General features: G+C 73.8%; 8 protein-coding genes. 6 read left to right on the plus strand and 2 right to left on the minus strand.

Going from position 1 to position 12,654, the window contains the following annotated elements; translation table 11 throughout:
- Positions 1–31: 31 nt before the first annotated feature.
- From LOC65_RS01150 to LOC65_RS01160, 3 genes are all read left to right on the plus strand, one after another.
- Complete coding sequence (locus LOC65_RS01150; protein WP_230246294.1) at positions 32–589, plus strand: chemotaxis protein CheW; 558 nt, start codon at positions 32–34, stop codon at positions 587–589.
- Positions 590–897: 308 nt separating this feature from the next.
- Positions 898–2,829 carry a Cache 3/Cache 2 fusion domain-containing protein gene (locus LOC65_RS01155; RefSeq protein ID WP_230246296.1) on the plus strand — a complete coding sequence of 644 codons (1,932 nt, stop codon included), beginning with the start codon at positions 898–900 and terminating at the stop codon, positions 2,827–2,829.
- A 94-nt stretch (positions 2,830–2,923) separates the two neighbouring features.
- On the plus strand, positions 2,924–6,238 hold the full coding sequence (locus tag LOC65_RS01160) for a PAS-domain containing protein (protein ID WP_230246298.1): 3,315 nt from the start codon (positions 2,924–2,926) through the stop codon (positions 6,236–6,238).
- A gap of 7 nt (positions 6,239–6,245) precedes the next feature.
- Here LOC65_RS01160 and LOC65_RS01165 read toward each other — a convergent pair whose 3' ends face one another.
- A complete protein-coding gene (locus tag LOC65_RS01165; protein WP_009856089.1) occupies positions 6,246–8,777 on the minus strand; it encodes an ABC transporter permease in 2,532 nt (843 codons plus the stop codon).
- Between the two features lie 86 nt (positions 8,778–8,863).
- Between LOC65_RS01165 and LOC65_RS01170 the strand changes: the two genes are divergently transcribed.
- Both LOC65_RS01170 and LOC65_RS01175 read left to right on the plus strand, forming a co-directional pair.
- Positions 8,864–9,706 carry a dioxygenase gene (locus LOC65_RS01170; RefSeq protein WP_230246299.1) on the plus strand — a complete coding sequence of 281 codons (843 nt, stop codon included), beginning with the start codon at positions 8,864–8,866 and terminating at the stop codon, positions 9,704–9,706.
- 45 nt (positions 9,707–9,751) lie between these two features.
- Positions 9,752–10,108 (plus strand): hypothetical protein, encoded by a 357-nt coding sequence (locus LOC65_RS01175; protein ID WP_009856087.1) that lies wholly within the window; start codon positions 9,752–9,754, stop codon positions 10,106–10,108.
- On the opposite strand, the gene LOC65_RS01180 is transcribed toward LOC65_RS01175, so the two are convergent.
- Positions 10,109–11,122, minus strand: a complete 1,014-nt coding sequence (locus LOC65_RS01180) for an adenosine deaminase (protein ID WP_230246300.1) — start codon at positions 11,120–11,122, stop codon at positions 10,109–10,111.
- A 202-nt stretch (positions 11,123–11,324) separates the two neighbouring features.
- On the opposite strand from LOC65_RS01180, the gene urtA reads away from it, so the two are divergent.
- A complete protein-coding gene (urtA, locus tag LOC65_RS01185; protein ID WP_164963200.1) occupies positions 11,325–12,608 on the plus strand; it encodes an urea ABC transporter substrate-binding protein in 1,284 nt (427 codons plus the stop codon).
- Positions 12,609–12,654: the final 46 nt, after the last annotated feature.

Raw genomic sequence — 12,654 nt, forward strand, 5'->3', positions numbered from 1 at the left:
ACCCGTACGACGCCTTCCTGAAGGACACGAAATGGACATGCTGACCGAAGTTGCCCCCTCTGCCCGCAGCGAGCGCACGCGCGCGGCCTCCGCCTCGAACGGCGCCGCGGCCGTCGAGGGCCAGGCCGGCGGTGAGTTCCTCACCTTCCGCCTCGGCGGCGAGGAGTACGGCATCGACATCCTGCGCGTGCAGGAGATCCGCTCCTACGAGCCGCCGACGCGCATCGCCAACGCGCCGTCGTTCATCAAGGGTGTCGTGAACCTGCGCGGCGTCATCGTGCCGATCATCGACCTGCGCCTGAAGCTCGGCTGCGAGAGCGCCGAGTACAACGGCTTCACCGTCGTCATCGTGCTCAACGTGCGCGGCCGCGTCGTCGGCGCCGTGGTCGACTCGGTGTCCGACGTGCTCGAGCTCAACCGCGAGCAGATCAAGCCGGCGCCGGAGCTCAGCTCCAGCATCGAGGCCCACTACATCACCGGCATCGGCGCGGTGAAGAGCGGCGACGCCGAGCGCATGCTGATCCTGGTCGACATCGAGGCGCTGATGAGCAGCGCCGACATGGGCCTGATGGACGGCGCCACGCACTGAGCCCTCGGGAGCCGGGCCGCGCTCGCCGGGGCCCACCCTGATGAGGACCACGGGCCGCGCCGTCTCCGTCGCCGGGCCGCGTTCCGGCCGCTGCCGCCTCGGGCGGCAGCGCCGTCTGCAGCCGCCGCCGGCCCTGCACCCGCGCCGCGGGCTGAACGGGCGCAGCCGCTCACGCCGGCGGCCCCCGCAGGCCCCGGCGCCGCGGCGACGCCGCCTCCACGCCGCCGGGCACGCGCCGCCCCGGACCGGTCGAACCTGCGCGCGACGCACGATCTGCCGACCCGATGCCCCAGCCCGCACCCGCCCCGATGAACAGGCCCACGGCTTCCCGCAACGGCTCGATCGCGCGCCGCATCTCGCTGGCCGGCGGCCTGGGCCTGGCGCTGGCGCTGGGCGCCGCGGCGGCGCTGCAGAGCTGGATCACGGTGCGCAACGCCAACGAGGCCAACGTCGAGCGTTTCGGCGAACGCGCCCAGGCCGTCGCCGACATGGCCGAGGCCTTCGACGGCGCGGCGCGCACGATGGCCGACAAGCTCTACGGCGCCTTCGCCGCCGACCTGCCCGGCCCCTACGCGCTCGACGGCGACACGCTGACGGCCGCCGGGCAGGCGCTCGCCGGCGAGTTCACGCTCGTCGACCGCTTCGCGTCGCTGACCGGCGGCGTGGCCACGGTGTTCGCCGCCCAGGGCGAGGACTTCGTGCGCATCACGACCTCGCTGAAGAAGGAGGACGGCTCGCGCGCCGTCGGCACGCCGCTGGGCACGCAGCACCCGGCCTACGCGGCGCTGAAGGCCGGCGGCTCCTACGTCGGCCCGGCGCAGCTCTTCGGCAAACCCTACATGGCGCGCTACGACGCGCTGCGCGACGCCCAGGGCCGCGTCGTCGGCGTGCTCTTCGTCGGCTTCGACCAGAGCGCCTACCGCGCCGCGCTGCGCAAACTGGCCGCCGAGGCCCGGCTCGCCGGCACCGGCGGCATCGTCATCGTCGACCCCAAGGCCAGGCCCGAGGACGCGGTCTTCATCGCCCACCGCGAGGCCGCCGGCCAGAAGGTGCTGGAGGCCGTGCCCGGCGCCGCCGCGCTGCTGGCGGCGCTGCCGGCGGCCGGCGCCGGCGAGCGCCTGCCCTCGCCCGGCTTCGTCGACCGCGACAGCGGCGACACCTGGGCCGTGGCGCGCAAGGTGCCGTCCACCGGCTGGGTCGTGCTCGCCGAGGTCTCGCAAGGCCAGGCGATGGCCGCCACCTGGGCCGGGCTGCGGCCGTTCTGGCTGCTGCTGGGCCTGGTCACCGCGGCGCTGGGCGCGTCGCTGTTCGTCGTGCTGCGCCGCGGCGTGGCCCAGCCGCTGCGCGAGCTCGCGCACGCCGTCGAGGCGGTGGCCGCCGGCGACCTGACGCGCCACGTCGAGAGCGAGCGCGACGACGAGGTCGGCGAGCTGATCCGCGACGTCGAGGCGATGCGCCTGCGCCTGGGCGGCACGCTGGCCAGCGTGCGCCAGTCGGCCGAGTCGATCGACACCGCCTCGGGCGAGATCGCCGCCGGCAACGCCGACCTCAGCCAGCGCACCGAGCAGACCGCCGGCAGCCTGCAGCAGACCGCCTCCAGCGTCGGCCAGCTCGCCGGCAGCGCGCGCCACAGCGCCGACGCCGCGTCGCAGGCGCGTGAACTCGCCGGCGCCGCCGCCGGCACCGCACGCCGCGGCGGCGAGGTCGTCGGCCAGGTCGTGGCGACGATGGACGAGATCAACGCCAGCTCGCGCCGCATCGCCGACATCATCGGCACCATCGACGGCATCGCCTTCCAGACCAACATCCTGGCGCTGAACGCGGCGGTGGAAGCCGCGCGCGCCGGCGAGCAGGGCCGCGGCTTCGCGGTCGTCGCCGGCGAGGTGCGCTCGCTGGCCGGGCGCGCCGCCGAGGCCGCACGCGAGATCAAGGTGCTGATCGGCAACTCGGTCGAGAAGGTCGACACCGGCGCCCGCCTGGTCGCCGACGCCGGCACGACGATGGACGAGATCGTCGCCGCGGTCGAACGCGTCAGCGCGACCATCGCCGAGATCTCCGCCGCGTCGGCCGAGCAGCACCAGGACATCGGCGACATCAACGACGCCGTCGCCACGCTGGACCGCATGACGCAGCAGAACGCCGCGCTGGTCGAGCAGTCGGCCGCCGCGTCGGAGTCGCTGCGCGAACAGGCGCGGCAGCTCGCGCAGGCCATCGCCGCGTTCCGCGTGTCCGGCTCCTGAGCCGTGAGGCGGCCCACGCGAACCGGTGCCGGGGCGTGGAAGACCGCCCCCGCCTGCGGTCACACTACGTGACCTGACCGGAGGGAAGCGCCCCGTGCGATCACCGAAGCCCGCGGAGCACGAGAAGGACGCCGAGATCGAGCGCGAGGTGCACCTGTCGCAGGTGGCCGAGCACGCGTCGGCGGTCCCGTTCTCGGTGCTGGGCAGTGCCGGCGTCGCGACGTTCGTCGCCTGGGCGCTGCACGGCGACGTGCCCGACGGCGCCCTGCTCGGCTGGCTGGCCGTGCTGGCGCTGCTGCTGGCGGGCCGGCTGTGGGCGCTGTCGCGCCACCGCCGCTGCGCGCCCGATCCCGAGGTGCAGGCGCCCTGGCTGACACGCTTTCGCGCCGGCACCTTCCTCAACGGCTGCGTCTGGGGCGGCGCGGCGCTGATGCCGATGGCCGACACGCACCACGGCCTGACGGTGCTGATGATCGCGGTGGCCGGCATGTCGACCGCGGCGCTGGTGCTGGCGCAGTTCGACCGGCTGGCCGGCGTGCTGTTCGCGCTGCCGGCGGTGACGCCGGTGACGCTGCGGCTGCTGACGGAGAACCAGCCGCCGGCGCCGTCGGTGCTGCTGGGCATCGCGGTGGCGGCGCTGCTGGGGCTGTACGGCCTGGTCTCGGCCGAGCGCAACTGGCGCCAGCGCCTGGCGCTGGCGACGGCACGCCGCCAGGAACAGCGCAGCCTGGTGGCCGCACGCGACAGCGAGGCCCTGCTGCGCCTGATCTTCGACCACGTCGACGAAGGCCTGCTCGTCGCCGGGCCCGACCTGCGCGTGCGGGCGATGAACCCGCGCTTCGCCGAGATCACGCGGCTGGACCCGGCGCTCGGCCGCCCGGGCACCCCGGTGCGCGCGCTGCTGGAGGCGCAGGTGCGCGCCGGCCGCCTGGGCGGCGGCGACCCCGAGGCCACCATCGAGCGCTGGCTGGCGCTGCTGCGCGGCGGCGGCCACGCGACCACGGTGCGCGTGATGCCCGACGGCCGCACCGTCGAGCTGCGCCGCAACGCCACGCCCGACGGCGGCTTCGTCGCCGTGGCCGTCGACATCACCCAGCGCCTGGCCGCCGAGGCCGCGCTGGCCGAGAAGCAGCGCATGCTGGCGCTGCTGCTGGACAGCACCACGCAGGGCTTCTGGTTCGTCGACAACGCGCTGCGCACCACCGACGCCAACCCGGCGATGTGCCGCATGCTCGGCCTGCGGCTGGAGGCGCTGCGCGGACGCACGGTCTGGGAGTTCGTCGACGAGGACCAGGCGGTGATCCTGCGCGAGCAGGTGCGCCGCCGCGAGGCCGGCGAGGTCGGCCACTACGAGCTGCGGCTGCGCCGCGACGACGGCACGCCGCTGTGGTGCATGAACCAGGCGACGCCGATCCTCGACGCGCAGGGCCGCAAGACCGGCGCCATCGGCCTGTTCTCCGACATCGGCGAGCTGCGCCGCGCCACCGAGCTGCAGCAGCGCACCAGCCGGCTGCTGGAGGAGAAGTCGCGCCTGCTCGAGGCCACGCTAGCCAACCTGCCGCAGGGCGTGCTGACGCTGGACGAGCAGGGGCGCGCCGCGGCCTGGAACCGCCGCCTCGTCGAGCTGACCGGCGTGCCCGAGGAGCTGCTGCGCACGCACCCGACGCTCAACGAGTTCGCGCGCTGGCAGGTCGACCACGGCGGCGTCGGCCCGGCGCCGGGCGAGCTCGACCCGACGGCGCGCGAGCCGATCGAGGCCGCGCTGCGCGGCGACCTCGACGCCCTGCCCGCCAGCTACCAGCGCACCGGCGCCGACGGCCGCACGCTGCAGGTCGCCACCTACCGCAGCGACGGCGGGCCGGTGGTGCGCACCTTCACCGACATCACCGACGCACTGCACGCCGAGCAGGCGCTGCGCGAGAGCGAGTCGCGCTTCCGTTCGCTGGCCGACGCGGCGCCGGCGCTGGTCGTCGTCTGCGCGCCCGACGGCCGGCCCGAGTGGGTCAACCAGCGCTGGCAGGCGTTCACCGGCAGCGGTGTCGAGCAGGCGCTGGCCGAACCCTGGCACGCACGCGTGCACGCCGACGACCAGGCCGCCTGCATCGCCGCCTTCGAGGCCGCACGCCCCGAGGCGCGCAGCTTCTCCGCCGAATACCGGCTGCGCCGCGCCGACGGCGGCTGGGGCTGGATCGCCGACACCTGCGTGCCGCGCCGCACGCCGGGCGGCGGCCTGGAGGGCTGGATCCGCTACGGCTGGGACATCACCGCACGCAAGGCGGCCGAGGCGGCGCTGATCGCCGCGCGCGACGACGCCGAACGCGCCAACCGCGCCAAGAGTGACTTCCTATCGCGCATGTCGCACGAGCTGCGCACGCCGCTGAACGCGGTGCTGGGTTTCGGCCAGCTGCTCGAGTCCGACGCTGCCGAGCCGCTGACGCCGCTGCAGCGCCAGCGCCTGCAGCAGGTGCTGCGCGGCGGCCGCCACCTGCTGGCGATGATCGACCAGGTGCTGGACCTGGCCGGCATCGACGGCGGCACGCTGGGCGTGCGGCTGGAGGCGGTGCCGGCGGCGGCCGCGGTAGCCGAAGCCTGCCGCCTCGTCGCGCCGCTGGCCGCCGAACGCGGCGTGCGGCTGGAGCCGCCGGCCGTCGCCGTCGAGGGCTTCGTGCTCGCCGACGCGGCGCGCCTGCGCCAGGGGCTGGCCGGGCTGCTGACCAACGCCGTCAAGTACAACCGCCGCGGCGGCCGCGTCAGCATCGCCTGGCGCGACGAGGGCGAGCACCTGCGCCTGGAGGTGCACGACGACGGCCCCGGCATCGCGCCGGCCGACCAGCGGCGCGTGTTCCAGGCCTTCGAGCGCCTGGAGGGCGCGCACGCCGCCAGTGACGGCGCCGGTGTCGGCCTGGCGCTGGCCAAGTGGCTGGTCGAGGCCATGCACGGGCGCATCGGGCTGGACAGCGCACCGGGCCGCGGCAGCACCTTCTGGGTCCGCCTGGAGCGCAGCAGCGCCGACGCCTCGGGGCCGCCGGCGCCGCAGCGCCGCACCCTGCTCTACGTCGAGGACAACGCCGTCAACCAGATGCTGATGGAGGCCATGCTGGCGCGCCGGCCCGAGCTGGAGCTGCTGCTGGCCGACGACGCCGAGTCCGGCCTGGCGCTGGCGCTGGCGGCGCGGCCGGCGCTGGTGCTGCTGGACATCCAGCTGCCCGACGCCGACGGTTTCGAGCTGCTGCGCCGGATGCGCGCGCGCCCCGAGACGCAGGCGATCCCGGTCGTCGCGGTCAGCGCCGACGCGATGCCCGATCGCATCGCCGCCGCACGCGAGGCCGGCTTCGCCGACTACCTGACCAAGCCGCTCGAACAGCGCCGGCTGCTCGAGGCCATCGACCGCGCGCTCGACGCCGGCTGACGCCGGCTCACTGCACCGTCGCGCGGCGCAGCGTCTCGACGACCGGGCGGCGCAGCACGTCGCGCAAGCCCCACCAGCCGGCGGCCAGCGCCAGCGCCGCGCCGGCCGCCGCGCCGGCCAGCGGCACCAGCGGCGACGGCCGCCAGTCGAACTCGAAGGCGTAACGCGCCAGCGCCCAGCCCACCGCCATCGCCGCCAGCGAGGCCAGCAGCCCGGCCAGCGCGCCGACGCCCAGCAGCTCGGCACGCTGCACCTGGGCCAGCAGGCGGCTGCCGGCGCCCATCGCGCGCATCACCGCGAACTCGCGTGAACGCGACTCGCGCGTCGCCGACACCGCCGCGAACAGCACCACCAGCCCGGCCACCAGCGTGAAGCCGAACAGGAACTCCACCGCCCGGATCACCTGGTCGAGCACGCCCTGCACCTGGGCGATCGAGGCCGAAACGTCGATCGCGGTGACGTTGGGGTAGGCGCGCGCCAGCGCGTTGTCGAAACCCGGCTGCGCCGGCGCGCGGAAGGCGCCGATGTAGCTGGCCGGAAGCTCGGGCAGCTCGGCCACCGGGAAGACGACGAAGAAGTTGACCCGCATCGAGCCCCAGTCGACCTTGCGCAGGCTGGTCACACGCGCCTCCTGCTGCAGCCCGGCGACGTCGAAGCGCAGCGTGTCGCCGAGCTTCAGGCCCAGCGTCTGGGCGATGCCTTCCTCGACCGACACCGCGCCGGCCTCGCCCGGCGTCCAGCGGCCGGCGACGATCTCGTTGTGCTCCGGGCGCTGCTCGGCGTGGCTGAGGTTGAACTCGCGGTCGACGAGGCGCGCCGCGCGGTCGTCGCTGTAGTCGTCGGCGCTGACGGCGCGGCCGTTGATCGCCACCAGGCGGCCGCGGATCATCGGATACCAGTCGTAGCGCGTGACGCCGGCCTCGGCCAGCGTCTGGCGGAACGGTGCGGCCTGGTCGGGCTGCACGTTGATGACGAAACGGTCGGGCGCGTCCGGCGGTGTCGCGCCACGCCAGCTGGCGACGAGGTCGGTGCGCAGCAGCACCAGCAGCACCAGCGCCAGCAGGCCGACGGCCAGCGCCGAGACCTGCAGCACCGCGAAGGCCGGGCGCGCGGTGAGCTGGCGCGTGGCCAGCACCAGCCAGCGCGGCGCGCCGGCCTCGGGCACGGCGCGGCGCAGCAGCGTCACCGCCGCCCAGGACAGCAGCGCGAAGACCGCGATCGCGGCGGCGAAACCGCCGACCGCGATCAACCCGAGCTTGGGGTCGGACGCCACGGCCAGCAGCAGCGCCGCGAAGCCGCCGGTGCCGGCGGCCAGCACCAGCAGCGACGCCGGTTTCAGCGTGCCGACGTCGCGGCGGATCACGCGCAGCGGCGGCACCCGCGCCAACTGCAGCACCGGCGGCAGGCCGAAGCCCAGCAGCAGCGTCATGCCGACGCCGACGCCGAAGGCCGCCGGCCACAGAGACGGCGCCGGCAGCGTGGCGTTGACGAGGCCGGCGAGCAGGAAGACGAAGACGTGGTGCACCAGCCAGCCGACGGCGACACCGGCGGCGCTGGCGGCCAGCCCGAGCGCCGCGAACTCCAGCGCGTAGGCACCGGCGATGCGGCGCTGCGCCAGCCCCAGCACGCGCAGCATCGCGCAGTCGTCCAGATGGCGCGCAGCGAAGTCGCGCGCGGCGATCGCCACCGCCACCGCGGCCAGCAGCGCCGCCAGCAGCGCGACGAGGTTCAGGAACTTCTCGGCGCGGTCCAGCGTCTGGCGCATCTCGGGGCGGCCGCTCTGCAGCGACTCCAGGCGCACGCCGCGCAGCGGCACGGCGTGGATGCGTTCCTCGGCCTGCTGCACGAACTGGCGCACCAGCGCATCGCGGCCCTCGGGCGCGGCGACGGCGAAACGGTAGTTCAGCCGGCTCGCCGGCTGCACCAGGCCGGTGGCCGCCAGGTCGCTCTCGTGCAGCATCACGCGCGGCGAGAAGCTGGTGAAGCCGGCACCGCGGTCGGGCTCGACGGCGATGACCCGCGCCACCGTCAGCGTCGCGTCGCCCAGCAGCAGCGGCTGGCCGGGCGCGAGTTGCAGCGAGGCGAGCACCGCCGCGTCGACCCACACCGTGCCGGGGCGCGGGCCGGCGGCCACCGTCTCGACACCGTCGCCCTGCAGCGCCTTGAGCTGCAGCGCGCCGCGCAGCGGGTAGCCGTCGCTGACCGCCTTGACGGCGACCAGCCGGCTGGCACCGCCGAGATCGTCGGGCGCACGCGCCATGCTCGGGAACGAGACGCTGGTCGCGCTGCGCAGCCCGCTGGCGGCGGCGAGCTGCACCAGCTCCGGCGGCGTCGGGCGGTCGCTGCTGACCAGCGCGTCACCGCCGAGCAGCTGGCGTGCGTCGCGCGCCAGGCCGCCATTCAGGCGGTCGGCGAAGAAACCCACCGCCGTCAGCGCGGCGACGGCCAGCATCACGGCGAAGAACAGCAGGCGCAGTTCGCCGGCGCGCAGGTCGCGCAGCGTCTGGCGCCACGCGAGCGCAGGGATCGAGGCGTGCATGGGGCGCGACGGTACCCGAAAGCCCTTGAACGGCCCGTGCAAGCGGGCTGAACCCGGACAGCCCGGCGGGCTGCTGAAATGAGGCCATGAACCCGCTGCCCCCGCTGTTCCTGTCCCACGGCTCGCCGATGACCGCGCTCGAACCGGGCGAAGCCGGCGATTTCTTCCGCCGCCTCGGCCCGGCCATCGACGCCACCTTCGGCCGCCCGCGCGCGATCCTGGCGATCTCGGCGCACGGCCTGACACGCGAGCCGGTGCTGGTGGCCGGCGAGCAGCACGAGACGATCCACGACTTCGGCGGTTTCCCCGACGCGCTGTACCGGCTGCGCTACGACGCGCCGGGTGCGCCCGAGCTCGCCACCCGCGTCCAGGCGCTGCTGGCCGACGCCGGCATCCCCGTGCAGCGCCACGACGGCGGCGGCCTGGACCACGGCGTCTGGACGCCGCTGCTGCACGTCTACCCCGACGCCGACCTGCCGGTGCTGCCGCTGGCCTGGCCGCCGGGCTGGGCGCCGGCGCGGCTGTTCGCGCTGGGCCGTGCGCTGGCGCCGCTGGCCGCCGACGGTGTGCTGGTGCTGGCCAGCGGCAGCATCACGCACAACCTGCGCCGGGTCTTCGCCGCGCTGGGCGCCGGCCGCATCGACGCCCCGGCGACGCCGGAGAGCACGGCTTTCCGCGACTGGTTCGCCGACAAGGGCGAGGCGGCCGACTGGCCCGCGCTGCTGGCCTGGCGCAGCCAGGCGCCGCACGCGGCGCTGATGCACCCGAGCGACGAGCACCTGCTGCCGTACTTCGTCGCCGCCGGCGCCGCCGGCGTTGCGCCGGTGGCGCGCCGCGTGCACGCCAGCCTGACCTACGGCGACCTGGGCATGGACGCCTACGCCTTCGGGCCGCAGGCGGCGCGGCTGGCCGCGGCGCTGGCGGGCTGAGGCACGCGGCGCACGAGGCTTCGGCGGCGCGGTTATCGTCGCGCCATGATCGCCTTCATCTGGATCGTCACCGCGCTGGGGCTGGCCTTGTGGTCGCTGGGCGCCTGGGGGCTGCACACGCTGCTGCAGGCCGATGCCGGCTGGATCGGCGACCTCGGCGAACTGATCGACCGCGTGCCCTACGCCGAGCTGATCGACCGCTGGTTCCCCGGCTGGCAGGCGCTGATGCACGCGCTGCTGGAGCTGACGCAGAGCACGCTGGGGCTGCTCGGCGCAGCGGCGCCGCTGATCGTCTGGTCGGCCTGGGCCGTCGGTGCGCTGGGGCTGGCACTGGTCGGCGGCTTCCTGACGCTGGTCGTCGTGCTGCTGCGCCGCGACGAACGCCGCCGCGCCGCGGCCTGATCAGGCGGCGGCGAAGACGGCGTCGAGCTCGCGCTTCCAGCGCGCCTTCTGCTCGGCCGGCACGAAGCTGGCCTCCAGGCTGTTGGCGGCCAGCGCATAGGCGGCGTCGCGGCCCAGCGCCGGATGGGCGTCGAAGACGGCGCGGTAGTTGTCCAGCAGGTAGCCGCCGAAGTAGGCCGGGTCGTCGCTGTTGACGGTGGCGCAGACCCCCGCGGCCAGCAGCTCGGGCAGGCGGTGCGCCGCCATGTCGAGATAGACGCAGAGCTTCACGTTGGACAGCGGGCAGACCGTCAGCGGCACGCGCTCGGCAGCCAGCCGCGCGACGAGCGCCGGCTTGTCCAGGCAACGCACACCGTGGTCCACACGCTCGACCTTCAGCAGGTCCAGCGCCGTCTCGACGTACTCCGCCGGGCCTTCCTCGCCGGCATGGGCGACGAGGTGCAGGCCGAGTTCGCGGCAGCGCGCGAACACCCGCGCGAACTTCTCCGGCGGGTGGCCACGCTCGCTGCTGTCCAGGCCGACGCCGATGAACAGATGCCGATACGGCAGCGCCTGCTCCAGCGTCGCGAAGGCGTCTTCCTCGCTCAGGTGGCGCAGGAAACACAGGATCAGCGACGCGCTGATGCCGAGTTCGGCGTGCGCGCGCTGGCAGGCGTGGTGCAGGCCGGTGATGACCGTCTCGATCGGCACGCCGCGTGCGGTGTGCGTCTGCGGGTCGAAGAACAGTTCGGCGTGCACCACGCCGTCGGCCGCGGCGCGCTCGAAGTAGGCCCAGGCCATCTCGAAGAAGTCGGCCTCCTTCAGCAGCACGCTGGCGCCGGCGTAATAGATGTCCAGGAAGCTCTGCAGGTCGGTGAAGGCATAGGCCGCCCGCAGCGCCTCGACGCTGGCGTAGGGCAGCGCGACACCGTTGCGCTCGGCCAGGCGGAAGATCAGTTCGGGCTCCAGCGTGCCTTCGATGTGCACGTGCAGCTCGGCCTTGGGCATCTTGCGCAGCAGGGCGGTCAGGGGCATGGCGCTTTCTCGTTCTTGCATCGGGCCGCGACTTTACGCCGTGGGGTCAGGTCTCGCCTTTTGCGGGTTGGGCGCGTGCTGGCGGCGAATGGCAAGACCTGACCCCGGCCGGATACGACATCTGTCGTATTGGCCGGGTCGGCCGGCGTTCGGACACTGCCCTCCAGTTCAACCGGCCGACCGGCCACCTGGAGGGGTTCACATGGCATCCGTCTCGCGCCGCAGCTTCGCGCTGCAATCGTTCGCCGCCGCGTCGCTCGCCGCGCTCGGCATCTCCACCGCCCACGCCGCCGACACGATCAAGGTCGGCGTGCTGCACTCGCTGTCGGGCACGATGGCGATCTCCGAGACGGTGCTGAAGGACACGATCCTGATGGCCATCGACGAGGTCAACGCCCGGGGCGGCGTGCTCGGCAAGAAGCTCGAGCCGGTGGTCGTCGACCCGGCGTCGAACTGGCCGCTGTTCGCCGAGAAGACGCGCCAGCTGATCAGCAAGGACAAGGTCTCGGTGATCTTCGGCTGCTGGACCAGCGTCTCGCGCAAGAGCGTGCTGCCGGTCGTCGAGGAACTGAACGGCCTGCTCTTCTACCCGGTGCAGTACGAGGGCGAGGAGCTGAGCAAGAACGTCTTCTACACCGGCGCCGCGCCCAACCAGCAGGCCATCCCGGCTGTCGAGTACCTGATGAGCAAGGACGGCGGTGGCGCCAAGCGCTTCGTGCTGCTGGGCACCGACTACGTCTACCCGCGCACGACGAACAAGATCCTGCGCGCCTTCCTGAAGAGCAAGGGCATCGCCGACGCCGACATCCTCGAGGAGTACACGCCGTTCGGCCACTCCGACTACCAGTCGATCATCGCCAAGATCAAGAAGTTCGCCGCCGAGGGCAAGAAGACCGCGGTGGTCTCGACGATCAACGGCGACTCCAACGTGCCGTTCTACAAGGAGCTGGGCAACCAGGGCCTGAAGGCGACCGACGTGCCGGTGGTGGCGTTCTCGGTCGGCGAGGAGGAGCTGCGCGGCGTCGACACCAAGCCGCTGGTCGGCCACCTGGCGGCGTGGAACTACTTCATGTCGATCAAGAACCCGACCAACGCCGAGTTCATCAAGAAGTGGTCGGCCTACGCCAAGGCCAAGAACATCCCCGGCCACAAGGACAAGCCGCTGACCAACGACCCGATGGAAGCCAGCTACATCGGCTTCAACATGTGGGTGCAGGCGGTGGAGAAGGCCAAGAGCACCGACACCGACAAGGTGATCGCCGCGATGGCCGGCCAGACCTTCAAGGCGCCCAGCGGTATCGTGTCCAAGATGGACGAGAAGAACCACCACCTGCACAAGAGCGTGTTCATCGGCGAGGTGAAGGCCGACGGGCAGTTCAACGTGGTGTGGAAGACGCCGGGCCCGGTCAAGGCCCAGCCGTGGAGCCCGTTCATCCCGGAAAACAAGGGCAAGAAAGACGAGCCCGTCGTGGCCGCCAAGCCCTGACGACTGCTCCTGACGCGCGGGCGGCTCGCGCCGCCCGCGTCCGCAC

The sequence above is a fragment of the Rubrivivax sp. JA1055 genome (genome assembly GCF_020966565.1).
GTDB classification, from domain to species: Bacteria; Pseudomonadota; Gammaproteobacteria; order Burkholderiales; family Burkholderiaceae_C; genus Rubrivivax; species Rubrivivax benzoatilyticus.

Bases quoted from the DNA above. Each gene is read 5' to 3' on its own strand.
- LOC65_RS01150 (WP_230246294.1), top strand. From the start codon at position 32: ATGGACATGCTGACCGAAGTTGCCCCCTCTGCCCGCAGCGAGCGCACG.
- LOC65_RS01155 (WP_230246296.1), top strand. From the start codon at position 898: ATGAACAGGCCCACGGCTTCCCGCAACGGCTCGATCGCGCGCCGCATC.
- LOC65_RS01165 (WP_009856089.1), bottom strand. From the start codon at position 8,777: ATGCACGCCTCGATCCCTGCGCTCGCGTGGCGCCAGACGCTGCGCGAC.
- LOC65_RS01170 (WP_230246299.1), top strand. From the start codon at position 8,864: ATGAACCCGCTGCCCCCGCTGTTCCTGTCCCACGGCTCGCCGATGACC.
- LOC65_RS01175 (WP_009856087.1), top strand. From the start codon at position 9,752: ATGATCGCCTTCATCTGGATCGTCACCGCGCTGGGGCTGGCCTTGTGG.
- LOC65_RS01180 (WP_230246300.1), bottom strand. From the start codon at position 11,122: ATGCCCCTGACCGCCCTGCTGCGCAAGATGCCCAAGGCCGAGCTGCAC.
- urtA (WP_164963200.1), top strand. From the start codon at position 11,325: ATGGCATCCGTCTCGCGCCGCAGCTTCGCGCTGCAATCGTTCGCCGCC.